Origin of the sequence: Polymorphospora sp. NPDC050346 (genome assembly GCF_040655695.1) — a bacterium.
Classification (GTDB): domain Bacteria; phylum Actinomycetota; class Actinomycetes; order Mycobacteriales; family Micromonosporaceae; genus Polymorphospora; species Polymorphospora lycopeni.
Genome location: NZ_JBFAKM010000020.1, coordinates 49,802 through 66,462, shown reverse-complemented (window position 1 = coordinate 66,462; position 16,661 = coordinate 49,802). Strand labels below are relative to the sequence as shown.

Here is a 16,661-nt window from a genome sequence, read left to right as displayed (position 1 = left end):
CCGAACCTCGCCGGCACCCGGGCCGGGCCGCCTAGGTGAGGCGGCCCCGGAGTTCACGCGCGAAGAAGTCGAGGAAGCCGTCCGGATCCGGGCCGGCGTTCTGCAACACGATGTGGTCGAAGCCCGCGTCGGTGAACTTCTTCACCGCCTCGACGTACGGCTCCGGGGCCGGCCCGACGGCGAACTGCGCGCGGATGTCGTCGGCGGTGACCGGCCGCGAGGCCGCGTCGAAGTTGACCGGATTGGGCAACTCGCTCATCACCTTCCAGCCGAGCACCGCCCACCGCGAGGTCCGCAGCGCCTCCCGCACGGCCTCGTCCTCGGTGGCCGCCCACGCCATCGGCACCTCGGCGTAGCGCGGCCCGGCGCCACCCGCGGCCGTGTACGTCCCCACCAGGTCGCCGCGCGGCTCGGTGGCGAACATCCCGCTGCCGTGGGTGGCGGCCAGCGTCGCGGCGTTCTTCCCGCCGGCGGCGACCGCGACGACGGGCAGCTGTTCGGGCAGGTCGAAGATGCGAGCGTCCTCCAGCCGCAGGTGCTTGCCCTCGTACGACCGGTAGCCGCCCTTCCAGAGCAGGTTGATGATGTCCAGCGCCTCGCCGAGCCGTTCGTGCCGGCCGTGCACGCTGGGGACGCCGGTGCCGACCACGTGCTCGTTGAGCCGCTCACCGGCGCCGATGCCGAGGGTGAACCGGTTGTCGGAGATGATCTGGAGGGTGGCCGCCGCCTGGGCCACGATGGCCGGGTGATACCGGATGCTGGGGCAGGTGACCCCGGTCGCCAGCCCCAGTGTCGTGGTCTGGGGCGCGATCGCGCTGAGGACGTTCCAGGCGAACGGCGAATGCCCCTGCACGTCCAGCCAGGGGTGGTAATGGTCGCTGATCTCGACGAAGTCGAAACCGGCCTGTTCGGCACGGATCGCCTGCCGGACGAGTTCCTTCGGACCGAATCCCTCGGCCGCGAGCTTGTATCCGATCCGCATGGCGGCGGCTTCCCCGGCCGTAAGCCGGCAAACCTGGCGGTCCCGCCACGGGTCTCCGAGCGGCACGCGCGGTTCGTCCTGGGCGGGACCAGGCTCCCGGTGTATGGCGGAATCTGCCTGGTCGCCATGGCCATCCCGGGACTCGGTGACCACCTCAGGAGTCGACGCGCGCGGAGCGGAGCGACGATGACGGACCGCGCGGTGGCGGGCCGCCGGTGATGGTCGCCCGTCGGTGGTTCCCGCGGTTGGACGACGTGCGAGACCTGGTGGCGGACCAGTTCGGCGCCGGCCGCCGGGTCGTCGCGCTGGACCGGCTGGTGGGTGGCAGCAAGAAGGGCGTATACCGGCTGCGTCTGGACGACCGGACGACCGTGATCCTCTACGTGTGGGCGGCCGGTGAGAACTACTGGCCGCCGTCACCGACCGTCCCCGACGACCCGTTCACCGACGCGTCCGGCGCGGAACTGTTCGCCACCAACCACGCGGCCCTCGCCGCCGTCGACGTGCGGATCCCCCAACTGCTGATGCTCGACCGTGACGGCCGCTACCTCGACGCGGATGTCGCACTACTGGAGGACGTGGGCGCGGTGAAGCTCGAATCGTTGCTGGACCGCGATCCGGCCGCCGCCGCCGCGCCGCTGGCCACGCTCGGTGACGCCCTACGCCGCATGCACCGCACCCTCGGTCCGAGATACGGGAAGCTCGCCGCCATCGCCAGCGGCGTGGCGTCCCAGCGCCGACGCCCCGAGGACATCGTCGTGGACCGGGCGCTGAGTCATCTGCACGCCGCCGCCGTCCGCGACGCCCGGCTGGCCGACGCGCACGACCGGATCGCCGGGCACGTGCGTCACCTCCGTGGCGCGGTCGCGGAACGTGCGACGTACGGGCTGGTCCATGGCGAACTCGGGCCGGACCACGTACTCGTCACGCCCGCCGGCGAACCTGTCGTGATCGATATCGAGGGCCTGACGTACTTCGACGTCGAGTGGGAGCATGCCTGGCTACGGATGCGCTTCGGCGACGCCTATCCACTGCTGCGCCCGGTCGACCTCGACCCGCACCGGCTGGAGCTCTACCGGTATGCCCAGGTGCTGTCTCTGATCGAGGGGCCGCTGCGGATCGCGGACACCGACTTTCCCGATCGGCGATGGATGCTGGACCTGGCCGAGCGGAACATCGGCAAGGCCCTCGCCGTCCTCTGACGGTCCCGCCCGTGGACACCCGCCATCGCGGCCGCGCCGGACGGCCCGCGCCCGCCGGGCGCCGCGCGGCATTGATTGTTGCTGACCAGTTGTACGACCGTTCCCCATCTCGGCTTCACCCGGTGGCCGCCCAGGGCGCATAGCGTCCGCCCTGCCCGACCGCGACGGCGCCTCGCCCGACAGTGCCGGACGGGCTCGACCTTGCACGCCTCGTCTTTCGAACTGATAGCGGGTCCGAAATGTCTTCTGCACCTGACGTCAGCGTGGTCATCCCGACCCGGGGCCGGCCGGCACTGGTGACCCGCGCGGTCCACAGTGTACTCGCGCAGACCCTCGTCAACATCGAGGTCATCGTCGTGGTCGACGGCCCCGACGGGGAGACCGCTGCCGCGCTCGCGGCGATCACCGATGCCCGGCTCCGGGTGGTCGAACTGGCCGCACAGGGGGGTGCGCCGAACGCCCGCAACGAGGGCGTACGGGTGGCCCGGGCGCCCTGGACCGCCCTGCTCGACGACGACGACGAGTGGCTCGCGCACAAGCTCGCCGTGCAGTTCGACCTCGCCGGGCGGACGCGGGTTCCGCTGCCGATCGTCGCGAGCCGGCTGGTGAACCGCACACCTCGTGGGGAGTTCGTCATACCCCGCCGGCTGCCGGCGGACGGTGAGCCGTTGAGCGAGTACCTGACGGTGCGGCGCGGGTTGTTCCACGGCGACGGGTTCATCCAGACGTCCACGATCATGGCTCCGACCGAACTGCTGCGCCGGGTGCCGTTCGATCCCGCGGTGCCCCGGATGCAGGAACTCGACTGGACCCTGCGGGCGCTCGGCCACGACGACGTCGACCTCGTGTTCGCCGACGAGCCGCTGGTCATCTGGCATCAGGACGAGAACCGGCCGCGGATCAGCCTGAGTTCACCGTGGAACGAGCAACTGGAGTGGCTGCGGCGCAGCCGGCCGCTGCTCACGCCACGGGCGTACGCGGCGATCACGATGAGCGTGGTCAGCTCGATGGCGGCGCACACCCGCAGCCCGCGGGTGTTCCGGACGCTGCTGCGGGAGGCCCGCCGGCACGGGCGGCCCGGACCGCTCGACTACGTGACCTTCCTTCAGGTCTGGCTGATCCCGCCGCAGCTCCGGCGCAGCGTGCGGGACCTGATCCTCAAGCGGCGCGGCCGGTCGCCCGCCGGCCGGCCCGAGATGGCCGAGGGCGTCCCCGCGGCCTAGCCGTTGGGAAGTCAGCCGGTCAGCCGTCGGAGCGTCGGCGGGTGGCCCGGACCGGGGCGCGCAGCACGGTCTTGAGCCGCCGCCCCGCCAGCCAGGCGACCACGACGGTTGCCCTGGCCAGCGACCGCACGCCCTCCACCTCGACGGTCGACGGCACCAGAACGGGCCGCCTGCCGGCGGTCGCGCCGGCACCGGGCTGTCCGGGCTCGGGACCGGACAGGTCGGTGACGCCGACCTCCGTGGCGGTGACGTCCCGGTGGCCGTACACCGAGTCGACCGCGTCGAACAGCGACTCACCGTCGGCCCGTACCCACCGCGCCCGCCCGAGCGCGGCGGTCCGCCACAGCATGACGGGCGTCCCCGGCCCGTCGCCCCCGGGCGGGCCGACGCGGACCAGACCGACCTGGTGGCGGTCGGCGAGATCGACCAGGTGCCGTAGGGCGTCCGGCGTCAGGCCGTACGCCGCCGGCAGTTCGAGGAGGTACGGCGCCGGGAACGCCGACGTGGGCCGTTCGGTGACCAGCCGGACGCGGGGTTCGCCGTGGTAGGTGGCGGCGATCAGCCGCAGGTCGAGCAACGGGTCGGCCAGCACCCGTACCCGCGAGTCGTCGAGCCGGTCCCACGGGCCGACGAGGTTGACCCGGACGTCGTGCTCCGCGCCGCGCAGAACGGAGTCGACGGCCGCCCGTACCCGCTCCAGCGGCTCGTCCTCGACCGCGACCACCACCTCGACCAGCGGAACGGTCCAGGTCGGTCCGCCGACCTTGCGCCAGTTGCGGGGGAACGGGATGCGGTCGGCCAGGAACGGACGGTTGTAGCGGGCGACCTGCTCGCGGGCCTTCATGACGTGCGTGCGCCCGAGATGCCAGCTGCGGGCCTGTGGTTCCGGTACGAACACCGCGCCGGCCTGGGCCAGCCGGTAGCCGAGTTCGGTGTCCTCGCCCAGACGCAGCCGCGGGTCGAGGCCGCCCGCGGCGTCGTACAACTCGCGGCGCAGTGCGGCGGTGGCCCCGACATGGATCTTGAACGCGTGGTGGTCGGCGGTCCGGAGCTGGTCCGTCTGCGCGACGTAACGCTCGACGTAGACGTGGGGCTCGCCGGTGCGGCCACCGAACAGGTCCCCGAGCGCCCCCCGGCCCGCCGCCTCGTCGACCACCTGTGGCGACGGCCACGGCCCGTCCACGTCCGGGTCGACGAACCGCTTGTAGCCGAGTGTCACCGCGTACGGCAGCACGTGCTGCCACCGGGCCTGGGCCGCGACGTGCTCCGGATACACCACCATGTCCGCGTCGAGCCAGTGGAGGATCTGCCCGCTGCTGTGCGCCGCGCCGAGACGCAGCGCGTTCGCCCGCCCCCAGCCGGACTCGGCCCGCAGCAGCATTGTCCGCTCGGGCCGGATCGGGGGCAGGGCCAGCGGTGAATCGGACCCGTCGTCCACGACGACGACCTCGAGCAGGTCGGCGGGGTAGGTCTGCCGGCTGAGCGACGCCAGTGTCAGGTCGAGCGTGGGCTGGCACTGGAAGGCGGGGATGACCACACTCACCGTCAGCTCCGGCCGCCATCCGTCCAACCCGGGCGGGGTCACCGACGACCAGTCGTTACGCGGCACGCGGGGAGTACGACTCACTGGACACCAGACCCGAGCTACGAGGGAAAGCCGGTCGGTGAACCCACGGTCGACCGAACCGACGCCGACAGCGCGGGCCGGGAACACCGCAGGCGCCGGGTGGACCCCGGCGGCCAGGATGCCGCGCCCTGCCCGCGCCGGCCGGACGCTAGCACCCCCACGTGTACGGAACCGGAACCCGGGATCAACAACACCCTCCGGCGGGTCCGGTCGGGCCGTACCTGGCGGGCGGCCCAACCACCCCCTAGCGATCCGCCGCCGAGAGGCTGGCGTCGCTGGCGCTGGCGGCCCAGGAGGCGAGAAGCGTGAGCGCGTGCGCGGTCGACGAGTCGGGTTCGGCGGCGTAGATGGTCATGGTGAGGTCCGGTTCGGCACGCAGTTCCATGCTCTCGTACGCCAGCGCGAGGTCGCCGACGATGTGATGGTGGAAATGTTTGACGCCGGTGCCGTGGATGCGCACGTTGTGCGCGCCCCAGCGGCGGCGGAAGTCGTCGCTGCGGGTGGACAGCTCGCCGACCAGGTCGTGCAGACCCTTGTCATGGGGGTCTATCCCGGCCGCCGTGCGCAGGTTGGCCACCGTCATGTCGGCGAACAGGTCCCAGTCGGGGTAGAAGCGCCGGGCGGTGCTGTCGAGGAACGTGAACCGGGCGAAGTTCGGCGCCGCGGTGGGGTCGGTGTAGAAGTCGCTGTGCATGGCCCGGCCGAGCAGGTTCGCGGCGAGCAGATCCGACCGGTTGTTCACCACGATCGCCGGAGTGGTGATGGCGTCCAGCGACCACTGCAGGCTGGGCCGCACGCTCCGCCGCTTCGGGCGTCGGCTCGTCCGTAGCAGCGCGTTGCTGCCGTTGGCCTCCTGCGCGAGGCGCGACAGGTGGGCGCGTTCGGCGTCGTCGAGTTGCAGGGCGCGGGCGATCGCCTCGAGCACACCGGCCGAGACCCCGGCCAGCGAGCCGCGCTCGAGCTTGGCGTAGTACTCCACGCTCACCCCGGCCAGCGCGGCGACCTCGCCGCGGCGCAGCCCGGGTACGCGGCGCCGCCCGGTGTCCGGGATTCCGGCCCGCTCCGGGGTGATCTTGGCCCGGCGCGAGGTGAGGAACTCGTGCACTTCGACTCGGTTGTTCACATCCCCGACCGTACGACGCGCCTCGCTGAACTGGGATGTACTGCCGGTACACCTCTCAACAGGGACTCCCGCCCGAACGCCGGGCGCGGTTTCCTGGGATCCGGGTAGGTGCGAAAGAAACCCGAGGACACCGCCCCGACGCCGTACCGGCGCCCCGGTGGGTCAGCGAACGGATCAAGGAGAACACCATGCGCGGTGCTGTCTTGCACGCTCCCGGTGACGTCCGGGTCGAGAACCGCGACGACCCCCGCATCGAACAGCCGACGGACGCGATCATCCGCCTGTCGGCGACGTGCGTCTGCGGGTCCGACCTGTGGCCGTACCGCGGAGTCCAGAAGGTGGAGGGCCCGACGGCGATGGGCCACGAGTACGTGGGCATCGTCGAGGAGGTGGGCAGTGACGTCACCGGCGTCACGCCGGGCCAGTTCGTCGTCGGCTCGTTCTGGGCCTCCGACAACACCTGCGAGATCTGCCGCTCCGGCTACCAGAGTGCCTGCGTGCACCGGGTACCGATGGGCATGCTCGGCTCACAGGCCGAATACCTGCGGGTGCCGCTGGCCGACGGCACGCTGGTGCCCACGCCCGAGGTGCCCCCGGCAGATCTGATCCCCGGCTACCTGGCCGCGTCGGACGTCCTCGGCACCGGCTGGTTCGCCGCGGTGGCCGCCGAGGCCGGTCCCGGCAGGACCGTCGCGGTCGTCGGTGACGGCGCGGTCGGCCTGCTCGCGATCATGGCGGCCCGGCAGCTCGGCGCGGAGCGGATCATCGCGATGAGCCGGCACGAGCCCCGGCAGAAGCTCGCCGTCGAGTTCGGGGCGACCGACATCGTCGCCGAGCGGGGCGACGAGGGCGTCGCCCGGATCAAGGACCTCACCGACGGGCTCGGCGCCCACTCGATGATCGAGGCGGTCGGCACCCAGGAGTCGATGATGCAGGCTGTCCGCGCCACCCGCGCCGGCGGGCATGTCGGGTTCGTCGGTGTCACCCACGACGTGAGCCTGCCCGGCATGGAGATGTTCTTCTCGCTGGTGCACCTGCACGGCGGTCCGGCTCCCGTACGTCGGTTCCTGCCGCACCTGATGGAACTGATCGGCGACCGCACGATCGACCCCGGGAAGGTCTTCGACCTGGAACTGCCGCTGGACCGGGCGGCCGAGGGCTACCGGGCGATGGACGAACGCCGCGCCATCAAGACGCTGCTGCGCCCGTGACGGCACCGGCAGGGCACGTCCCGACCGAAACTCGCCGCACCACCGCACCTGTGATCAGCTAAGACCGACCGGTCGTCACCATGTAACTGGAGGAACACCATTTCCACCGTCAACACCCGCCCCGTCAACGCCATCGCCGCGACCTCGGCCACCGAACCGCTCGTGCGCACCACGATCGAGCGGCGCGACGTCGGGCCGCGCGATGTCCTCATCGAGATCCGCTACGCCGGCATCTGCCACTCCGACATCCACACCGTCCGCGGAGAGTGGGGCGCCGTGCCGTACCCGCTCACCGTCGGCCACGAGATCGTCGGGCGGGTCGTGCAGGTCGGCGCCGAGGTCACCCGGCACGCCGTCGGCGACCGGGTCGGCGTCGGCTGCATGGTCAACTCCTGCCGGGAGTGCGACAACTGCCGCGCCGGGCAGGAGCAGTACTGCCTGAAGGGCAACACCCAGACGTACGCCGGCGTCGACCGCGACGGCACCGTCACCCAGGGCGGGTACTCCACGCACGTCGTCGTCGACGAGGACTTCGTGCTGCGGGTGCCGGAGAACATCCCGTACGAGACCGCCGCCCCGCTGCTGTGCGCGGGCATCACCACGTACTCGCCGCTGGCGCACTGGAACGCCGGTCCGGGCAAGAAGGTCGCCGTGGTCGGCCTCGGCGGCCTGGGACACCTGGCCGTCAAGATCGCCGCCGCGATGGGCGCCGAGGTCACCGTGCTGTCGCAGACGCTGGGCAAGAAGGACGACGGCCTCGCCTTCGGCGCCGAGCACTACCACGCCACAAACGACCCGGCGACCTTCGAGGCGCTGGGGAACAGCTTCGACCTGATCATCAACACCGTCAGCGCGCCGATCGACATGGCCGCCTACCTGAGCCTGCTCCGCCTGGACGGCACCCTGGTCAGCGTGGGCGCCCCGCCGCAGCCGCTGCCGGTGCCCGTGTTCACGCTGTTCGCCAACCGCCGCTCGTTCGCCGGCTCCAGCATCGGCAGCATCGCCGAGACCCAGGAGATGCTCGACTTCTGCGCCGAGCGCGGCATCGCGCCCGACGTCGAGATCATCAGCGCCGACGCGGTGAACGAGGCGTACGAGCGGGTGCTCGCCTCGGACGTGCGGTACCGGTTCGTCATCGACATCGACACCCTGCGCTGACCGGCGCCGGAAGCAAGGGAACATCCGGGGCCGCGCAGGCCCCCGCCCGCCAAAGGGGTCGGCCGTCCGGTGCACCGTTACGGCGGCCGGCCCCGCGAGGGCTTGCCCCGACTTCGCCGCGGGGCCTAGCCGTGCCGGGTCTGCTCCAGGGCGGCGAGGACCGTGGCCAGCCGGCCGTCGAGCGGTCCGCTCAGCTCCAGCACCGGGGTGTCCTCCCAGGCGTCCAGCGGGTCGTCGTAGGCCAGTTCCAGCAGCGCGTCATTCATCCGGCTACGAAGGCCGGGCAGCTCCGCCGCCGGCATGACCCGCTCCGTCTCGGGCGTGATCACCGTGACGACGAGCAGATCGAGGCTCGCGAACGCCGGGCGGAGCAGCGCGGCGTCGCCCTCCTCCGCCGGGTCCGCGCCGGTCGCGGCCAGGTATGCGAGGTAGTCCAGCGGGGTCCGGTCGAAGATCGTTCCCGAGGGTGCCGGCGGCGAGCACAGACTCCGTACCGAGCGGGTCAGCAACGCCCGGTAGTCCTCCGGCGACGGCGGGAACTGGAACTCGTACCCCTCCTCCTCGAGCAGGTAGTACGGCTCGTCCGCCGCGACGTGACCCGGCAGGTGCGCGCACAGCGCCTCGACCAGCGTCGTCTTCCCGGTCCCGTGCGTCCCGGAGATCCCGACCCGCATCCGCGCTCCTGCCCTTCGGACGATTTCGCGCGATCATAACCATGGTCGGTGGACGGAAGACGCCGTGAATCAGTCGCCCGTGCCCGCCGGCCGGCCCCGCCGGCTGTACGCCTCGGCCTGCATGCGGTAGAGCGTGGCGTACCGACCGTCGGGGATGGCCGTCAGCTCCCGGTGGCTGCCCGCCTCGACGAGCCGGCCGTGGTGCAGGGTGAGGATGAGGTCCGCACCGGTGACGGTGGAGAACCGGTGCGAGACGATGACCGTGACGGCACCGGTCTCGGCGGCGCGGCGGCGGGAGCGTTCCATCTGCCGGTCGAAGATCTCCTGCTCGCTCGGGGCGTCGAGGGACGCGGTCGGTTCGTCGAGCAGGAACAGCAGCGGTCGCGGTCGCATCGCGGCCCGGGCCAGCGCGGTCTTCTGCCACTGCCCCTCGGACAGGTCGGTGCCGCCGAAGGAGGCGCCGAGTTCGGTGTCGAGACCGTCCGGCAGCCGGTCGACCAGACCGGTCGCGTCGGCCTCCCGTACCGCCGCCGCGATCCGTTCCCGGTCGGTGCGGTGCGGCAGGTCGCCGACGCCGACGTTCTCGGCGAACCGGGTCGGGAACCGGCCGAAGTCCTGGAACGTGGCGCTGATCCGGGTGCGCCAGGCCGCGGTCTCCAACTCGTCGAGCGGTATCCCGTCGACGAGGATCCGTCCGCTGTCCGGCCGGTAGAGCTTGCCGAGGAGCTTGACGAGGGTGGTCTTGCCGGAGCCGTACTCGCCGACCAGGGCGACCACCGACCCGGCCGGCAGGTGCACGCTGACCTCGGCCAGGGCCGGGCCGGCCGCGCCCGGATAGCGGTAGGCGACCCGGTCGAGGGTGATCCCGTGGGCCAGTCGGGCCGGTGCGGGCGTCGTCGCCCCGGTCCGGTCCCGGTTGGCGCGTACGTAGTCACGCAGCCACAGGTACGGTTCGATCACGCGGCCGGCGCTGGCGACGTTGGTGGTGTATCGGACGCCGGTCGACACCGACTGCCGCAGCGCGGCGGCGACGGTGACGGCGAGCACGAGGTCGCCGGCGGAACCGGTGCCGTTGGCGGCCTGGTGCACGACCAGGGCCAGGGCGGCGCCGAAGCCGGCGGTGAACAGCAGCCAGCCGGTCGTCCGCCAGCCGGCGGCGACCAGCCGGGCCCGGAACCGCAGGCGCATCGCCTCGTCCCAGGCACCGGCCTGGCGGCGGGCAATCTCGTCGCCCGTACCCGCGACGCGGATCTCCTTGCCGCTGGCGGGGTCGGTGGCCAGGTCGAACAGGTGCCGCTGGCGACGGATCGGTTCGGCGGTGGCGAGGTCGGCCCGGATGACGGCGTTGTTGCCGCGCTGGTCGAACCACAGCGGTACGGCGGCGAACGCCAGCAGCCACAGCAGCCACGGGTTCACCGTGCCGAGCAGGAGCAGCATGACGGTGAGTTCGAGTACGGCGAACAGGACGCCGTTGGCGGACCACAGGCTCAGGACGATCTCCCAGCCGGCGTTGCGGAGCAGGGTGAGCCGGTCCTGGAAGTCGGTCCGTTCCAGGTGTTCGAGGCCGTCGAGGGTGGTGATGGCGCGGTGGATGCGCGGGTTGAGGTCGAGGACGGCGACCTTGCCGATGAGGATCCCGGCGGTGTGCGAGTCCAGTGCGCCGAGCACGATGCCCGCCGCGCCGGCCAGCCCCGCCCCGATGGCGGCGACGACGGCGGCGGAGGGATCCGCGGCGATCATGGCATCGACGGCCGCCCGCAGGGCGAGTGCGCCGCCGGTGACCGCGGCCGCCATCCCGGCGGGGATGACGAACTGCATGGCGGTCAACACCGGGGCGCGGCGCCAGGAGTCCACCAGCAGTTCGGCCCACAGGAGCAGGTAGCGGCGGATGGACCCGGTGCGGTCCGTCCCCGGCCGGCCGGTCATCCGTGGCCGCCGCTCGTGGAGGCGGTCGGTGCGCCGGATCCGGCCGTCGTCGCCGGCCCGGTCGACGGTTTGGTCGACGGTTCGGTGGCGAACCGGCGGGCCTGGATCGCGAACAGTTCGGCGTACCGGCCCTGCCGGGCGACCAGTTCGTCGTGGCTGCCGCTCTCGGTGATCCGGCCGCCGTCGAGGAGCACGATCCGGTCGGCCTGGCGGACCGTGGACAGGCGGTGCGAGATCAGCACCACGCTCGCCCCGCCCCGGTTCGTGGCCAGTCGGTTGAAGACCTCGAACTCGGTGCGGACGTCGAGGTGCGCGGTCGGCTCGTCGAGGACCAGCAGGTCGGCTCCCATCCGTACGGCGTAGCGGGCGCGGGCGAGCACGACCTGCTGCCACTGGCCGCCGGAGAGGTCGACCCCGCCGGTCGCGCTGCGGGCCAGCGGGGTGTCCCAGCCGGCGGGGAGCCGGGCCAGCACCGGGGCGAGGCCGGCGTCGCCGGCGGCGGCGTCGAGCACGGCCGGATCGGGTGGCTGGTCGCCGCGACCGAGTACGACGTTGTCGCGGGCCGGCAGGTGGTAGCGGACGAAGTCCTGGAACACGATGGCCAGCCGGCGCCGCCAGGCGGTCGCGCCGATGGTGGCGATGTCGACGCCGTCGGCGGTGATCCGGCCCTCGTCGGGCTCGTACAGCCCGGCCAGGAGCTTGATCAGGGTCGACTTGCCGGCACCGTTCAGGCCGACCACGGCGAGCAGTTCACCGGGCCGGATCTCCAGGTCCAGATGGTCGAGCACCGGCCGCCGGGCGTTCGGGTAGCCGAACGAGACCCCTTCGAAGCGCACGAGCGCCGGCCCGTCGGGGCGTACCGGGATGGCGGCATCCGCGCCCACCGACTGGAGCGGGACCGCGGCCTGGAGCGGGGCCGTGGTCGGGGCGGGCAGCCGCTCGGCGAGGTCCACGGTGGCGCGCAGGCATCCGGCCGCCGAGACCGCCACCCGCAGGTCCTCGCTCCAGCCCAGCGCCTGGAAGATCGCCACGCCGGCGGCCAGTACCGCGGTGGCGGCGACGACCCGGTCCGGTCCCGCCGGAGCACCGGCCGCGCCGGCGGCGACGATCGCGTAGCCGGTCACCAGGGGTACGCCGACAAGCACCAGTTGGCCGGCCTCGCGCGGGATCGCCCGGGCCAGCGACGCCCAGACCGGACCGTCGCCGGCCAGGGCGTGCCGCCGGATCCGCCGGGTCAGCCAGTCGCCGAGGCCGTAGATCCGGATGTCCTTGCCCTCGGCCGGCGACGTCGCCGCGTCCTGCCACCGCTGCTGGCGGGCCCCGGCGAGGGCCCCGCCCCGCCAGACCGCGACCGCCCGGGCCGCGTCCCGCTGCCGGATGAACCCGTTCACCACGGCGGGAAGCAACAGCAGCGGCACCAGCCAGCCGGCGTAGCGGGCCAGGACCAGGCAGCCACCGGCGACGCCGACGAGGTTGCCGGCCAGCCGCAGGCCGGCGACCGCGCCCGCGCCGGGGGTGTGTTCGGTCCAGTTCTCCGGATCGGCGCGGGCCGCCCGGATCAGCGCCTGGACCTGCGGATCCTCGAGCGGGGCAATGGTTTCGCCGGCGGCGGCGAGGCCGGCGACCCGGGTCCGGTGGGCGCCGTCGACGCGGGCCGTGGCCAGGAACGCCAGCGGCGCCACCGCGGTGTCCACGAGGTGGCCGAGCAGCAGCACCAGGACGAACGCGAGCAGCGGCAGCGCCAGCACCGACAGCGTCGCGCCGGTGGGTACGGCGGCCTGGATGCGGCCGACGAGGTGGGCCATCGCGACCGCGCTCGCCGGCGGCAACAGCGCGCCGAGGACGAGGAGCAGCACCAGTACGGCGGTCAGCGGCGCCCGGGCGACGCGCAGGGCGCCGGCCAGGAGCCGGGCGTCGGTCAGGATCGTCACCGGGTGCCTCCTCGTCCTTCGCCGGCCGGGGCCGGGGGCTGCCCGCGACGGCGGGGTGTCGGGGTCATGGTCGGGGCGGTTCCTGGCCGGCCCACGACCAGGCCTGCCGGGGATCGCGGCGCCACGGGTCGAAGGACTCCAGCCACCAGGTGGCGCCGGCGTCCCGGTAGCCGGCGGCCAGGGCCCGGGCGCGGGGCCGGTCGGCGGGCGGCAGCCGGCCGGGCACCGCCACCGTCCATCCGGGCGGGTGGTCGGGCACCGCGGCCAGGATGGCGGCGAGTTCGGCCCGGTCCGGTCCACGCAGCCCGCCGCCGGGCTCGCGGACCATCGGGACGACGCCGTCCCGGCGGGCCGCCCGCGCCAGCGGACCCGGGCCGTGGGCCGGCCAGGTCGCGGCGACCCAGACCGGGATCCGGGGCCGCTGCACGGGTCGGGGCAGGAACGTGACCCGGTCCAGCCGGAACCGGTCGCCGTGGTGGCTGATCTCCTGCCCGCTCCACAACCGGTCCAGCAGCGCCAGTGACTCGTCGACCCGTCGGGCCCGTACGGCCGGGGCCGGGTCGAGGCCGAAGGCGGCGAAGTCCGTGTCGGCGCTGGCGCCGAGGCCGACACCGAGGACGAGCCGGCCACCGGAGAGGTGGTCGAGGGTGACCGTCTCCCGGGCGACCTTCCACGGCTGCCGCTGGGCGAGCGGGACGACCAGGGGGCCGCCGCGGATCCGCCGGGTGGCGGCCAGGATCGCGGTGACGGCCGTCCAGGAGTCGGCCAGCGGCAGCCGGGTGGCCCGGTCGAGCAGCAGGTGGTCCCAGAGGAACACGCCGTCCCACCCGGACTCTTCGGCGGCCCGGGCGAGCTGGAGCAGCCGGCCCGGGTCCGCGTAGTAGCCGGCGTTCGGCAGCAGCAGACCGAACCGTAGCCCGTCGGCCACCGGCGGCGGGACGTCCGGGGTCACCGGGCCACCCGGCCGGTGGCCGCGTCGGCGGCGACGATCTGCCGGGCCGCCCGCTGCCCGGACCGGACCGCGCCCTCCAGGTGGCCGTAGAACTCGGGGCTGCGCTCGGTGCCGGCCCAGAGCACCGGCCCGTCCGGCGCGGTCGCCGACCACGGTGGCCGGCCGGCCGTCGTCCACCAGCCCGGCTCGGGTACGGCCGCGTAGCAGCCCTCGACCGTCGGCTCGGCCTGCCAGTCCCGTTCGAGCAGGGCCAGTGGCCGCCGGGCCGCGGGACCGAACCAGCCGGCGAGCCGGTCGAGCACCGCCGCCCGGCGGACGACCGGGGCCTGGGCGGCGTACCGGTGGGCGTCCGGGCCGGTGACGAAGCCGACGAGTACTCCGAGCCCGGCGCGGCCGGCCGAGTCGTCCACGATGTACCGCAGCGGGCCGGTGCCGGCGGTCACCCAGCCGGACAGGCCGGCATCGGTCCAGAACGGACGGTCGTAGACCAGGTGCAGCTTGACCGTGGCGCCCATGGTCCGGGCCGGGGCCGGTGGCTGCCGGACACCGGGCGGAAGCGACCGGATCCGGGCCGCCGGGCCGGGCGGCACCGCGACGATCACCGACGCGCAGCGGACGGCGAGGCCGGGGCCGACGACCCGGACCGGGTGGGAATCGTCGCCGGGGCGCAGGTCGGTGACCGGGGTGCCGAGCCGGACCGGTCGGGTCAGCGCCGCCGCCATCCGGTCGGCGAGCAGGTGGGCGCCGCCGGCGATCCGGTCCTGTTGGGCGCCGCCGGAGAACGCGGTCAGGTAGTGCAGTCCGCCGCCGGAGGACAGGTAGAACAGCAGGTGCAGCAGGCTGACGTCGGCCGGGTCGGCGGCGAGCATCTGCCGGACCAGCAGGTCGACCAGGAGCCGGGCGTCGGGGTGGGCGAGTTCGCGGGCGGCCCATCCGGCGACGGTCAGCCGGTCGAGTTCGGCGGCGTCCGCGGCGGTCCGGGGATCGGTGGGCGGTACGTCGGCGGCGAGGTCGTCGAGCCGGTCGAGCGCGTCGCCGACGGCGAGTGCGTTGAACGCCGGGCGGCCGGCGTCGGCACGGACCGGTTCACCGCGCAGGTCGTAGAGGTTCGCCCCGGGGGCGGCGGTCGGGATCAGGGGCAGCCCGAACCGGCGGGCCAGCTCCCGTACCCGGGTGTGGCGGGCGCCGACGTAGGCGCCGCCGGCGTCGAGTGCCTGCCCGTACCGGTGGTGGCTGGCGGTCCGCCCGCCGACCCGCGACAGTGCCTCGACGACCTGGACCCGCCGTCCGGCGGCTTCGAGTTCGGTGGCGGCGGCCAGTCCGGCGAGGCCGGCACCGACGACCACCACGTCCACCGTGGGCTCCGCCGGGCCGGTGCCGGCCGGAAGGCCGCCGGTCACGGCGCCGGCTCCCCGGTGGGGCCGGCCGGTGACAGCGGCCCGCCGGTCCGGTACGCGGTGGCGACCCGGACGAGGAAGGTGTGCAGCAGATCCTCGTGCGCGGCCAGCGGCCCGGGCCGGTAGCCGCCGCCGGAGATCCCGCGCTGCACCGATTCGCAGGCGGCCCAGTCCTGCCGGTTCGTGGTGTGCCAGAAGTCGACGGCGTAGCCGGGGTCGGTGCCGGCGGCGACCAGTTCGGCCGGGAGGAGCCATTCGCATTCGACCCGGGTCCGGTCCGTCGCCACCGGGACCAGCCGGTGGGTGACCAGGTGGTCCGGGGTCGCCGTGACGAACAGGTCGGGCGGCAGCAGGTGGTAGCGGACCTGGCGGGCGGCGTCCTCGTCGAGTCCCGGGAAGGTCCAGCCGGGGCCGGCCCCGTCCAGCGACATGGCGTTGGCCGAGTTGCGCAGGTCGAGGTGCCCGCCGAGCCAGCCACCGGTCGGGGTGAAGCTCTCCCCGCCCTCGGTGCGCTGCACCCGGCTGAGCTGCGGGTGGGTGCTCGGGCAGTGGTAGCACTCCAGGTAGTTCTCCACGACCAGTTTCCAGTTCGCGGCGACGTCGTAGCTCCGGCTGGCGACGACCCGCAGCTCCTCCGGCCGGTAGGGGGCGAGCGCGCTGTCGAGATCGCCGACCACGTCGGGCAGCGGTGGCGCGTCGCCGGACAGGTCGGCGAACAGCCAGCCCCGCCACTGTGCCGACCGGACCGGCAGCAGGTCGAGGTCGGCGTCCGGCGGCGGGTCGTACCGGGGTGCGTTGCGCAGAGTGCCGTCGAGCCGGTAGACCCAGGCGTGGTAGGCGCACCAGACGGTCGGGCGGCGGACCACGCAGTCGCGGGCGACGAGTTCGTGGCCCCGGTGCCGGCAGGTGTTGCGGAAGGTGCGCAGCCGTCCGGTGGCGTCGCGTACGACGAGCACGCCGGCGCCGGCGACGTCGAGGCCGGCCTGGTCGCCGGGCTCGGCGAGCCGGTCGGTCCGGCCGAGGCAGGTCCAGCCGCCGCGCCAGAACCGGTCGCGCTCGAAGGCGAACACCCGCTCGCTGGTGTAGGCGGCGGCGGGCAGCCCGCGCGCCCGGCCGGCCGGGCGCAGCGTCGCCGCCAGCTCCTCCGGTGGCAGCAGCGGCAGCCCCGCAGGCCCGCCCAATGTGGACCCCGCCGGCACCGTCCTGTCGGGACCGTCCGCGGCCGTGCCGGCCTTCACCGTCGGCTCCCCGTCGC

The 16,661-nt window shown here is 73.8% G+C and carries 13 protein-coding genes; 4 read left to right on the top strand and 9 right to left on the bottom strand.

All coding sequences use genetic code 11. The annotated features are described in order from the left end of the window. Positions 1–31 precede the first annotated feature (31 nt). On the bottom strand, positions 32–982 hold the full coding sequence (locus AB0I42_RS21045) for a TIGR03557 family F420-dependent LLM class oxidoreductase (RefSeq protein WP_357539235.1): 951 nt from the start codon (positions 980–982) through the stop codon (positions 32–34). Positions 983–1,200: 218 nt separating this feature from the next. Here AB0I42_RS21045 and AB0I42_RS21040 point away from each other — a divergent pair, with 218 nt between their 5' ends. Together AB0I42_RS21040 and AB0I42_RS21035 are read left to right on the top strand one after the other, a co-directional pair. Beyond that, positions 1,201–2,184, top strand: a complete 984-nt coding sequence (locus tag AB0I42_RS21040) for a phosphotransferase (RefSeq protein ID WP_357539309.1) — start codon at positions 1,201–1,203, stop codon at positions 2,182–2,184. A gap of 239 nt (positions 2,185–2,423) precedes the next feature. Then, entirely contained in the window at positions 2,424–3,407 is a 984-nt protein-coding gene (locus AB0I42_RS21035) for a glycosyltransferase family 2 protein (RefSeq protein WP_357539234.1), read from the top strand. Between the two features lie 19 nt (positions 3,408–3,426). Here AB0I42_RS21035 and AB0I42_RS21030 read toward each other — a convergent pair whose 3' ends face one another. Both AB0I42_RS21030 and AB0I42_RS21025 read right to left on the bottom strand, forming a co-directional pair. Then, positions 3,427–5,016 carry a glycosyltransferase family 2 protein gene (locus tag AB0I42_RS21030; protein ID WP_357539233.1) on the bottom strand — a complete coding sequence of 530 codons (1,590 nt, stop codon included), beginning with the start codon at positions 5,014–5,016 and terminating at the stop codon, positions 3,427–3,429. 262 nt (positions 5,017–5,278) lie between these two features. Further along, positions 5,279–6,157 (bottom strand): helix-turn-helix transcriptional regulator, encoded by an 879-nt coding sequence (locus AB0I42_RS21025; protein ID WP_357539232.1) that lies wholly within the window; start codon positions 6,155–6,157, stop codon positions 5,279–5,281. A gap of 188 nt (positions 6,158–6,345) precedes the next feature. On the opposite strand from AB0I42_RS21025, the gene AB0I42_RS21020 reads away from it, so the two are divergent. Together AB0I42_RS21020 and AB0I42_RS21015 are read left to right on the top strand one after the other, a co-directional pair. After that, positions 6,346–7,368, top strand: a complete 1,023-nt coding sequence (locus AB0I42_RS21020; RefSeq protein ID WP_357539231.1) for a zinc-dependent alcohol dehydrogenase family protein — start codon at positions 6,346–6,348, stop codon at positions 7,366–7,368. 162 nt (positions 7,369–7,530) lie between these two features. Next, entirely contained in the window at positions 7,531–8,526 is a 996-nt protein-coding gene (locus tag AB0I42_RS21015) for an NAD(P)-dependent alcohol dehydrogenase (protein WP_357539230.1), read from the top strand. A gap of 125 nt (positions 8,527–8,651) precedes the next feature. Here the strand turns inward: AB0I42_RS21015 and AB0I42_RS21010 are convergent, their stop codons facing one another. From AB0I42_RS21010 to AB0I42_RS20985, 6 genes are all read right to left on the bottom strand, one after another. Next, positions 8,652–9,200 (bottom strand): AAA family ATPase, encoded by a 549-nt coding sequence (locus AB0I42_RS21010; protein ID WP_357539229.1) that lies wholly within the window; start codon positions 9,198–9,200, stop codon positions 8,652–8,654. Between the two features lie 69 nt (positions 9,201–9,269). Continuing rightward, complete coding sequence (locus AB0I42_RS21005; protein WP_357539228.1) at positions 9,270–11,126, bottom strand: ABC transporter ATP-binding protein; 1,857 nt, start codon at positions 11,124–11,126, stop codon at positions 9,270–9,272. Then, a complete protein-coding gene (locus AB0I42_RS21000) occupies positions 11,123–13,057 on the bottom strand; it encodes an ABC transporter ATP-binding protein (RefSeq protein ID WP_357539227.1) in 1,935 nt (644 codons plus the stop codon). Before AB0I42_RS21000 ends, AB0I42_RS21005 begins: the two co-directional genes overlap by 4 nt. 64 nt (positions 13,058–13,121) lie before the next feature. After that, complete coding sequence (locus AB0I42_RS20995; RefSeq protein WP_357539226.1) at positions 13,122–14,009, bottom strand: LLM class flavin-dependent oxidoreductase; 888 nt, start codon at positions 14,007–14,009, stop codon at positions 13,122–13,124. Further along, a complete protein-coding gene (locus AB0I42_RS20990) occupies positions 14,006–15,409 on the bottom strand; it encodes an FAD-dependent oxidoreductase (protein ID WP_357539225.1) in 1,404 nt (467 codons plus the stop codon). The genes AB0I42_RS20995 and AB0I42_RS20990 overlap by 4 nt, the downstream gene beginning before the upstream one ends. Continuing rightward, positions 15,406–16,533 (bottom strand): aromatic ring-hydroxylating dioxygenase subunit alpha, encoded by a 1,128-nt coding sequence (locus tag AB0I42_RS20985; RefSeq protein WP_357539308.1) that lies wholly within the window; start codon positions 16,531–16,533, stop codon positions 15,406–15,408. The genes AB0I42_RS20990 and AB0I42_RS20985 overlap by 4 nt, the downstream gene beginning before the upstream one ends. Positions 16,534–16,661: the final 128 nt, after the last annotated feature.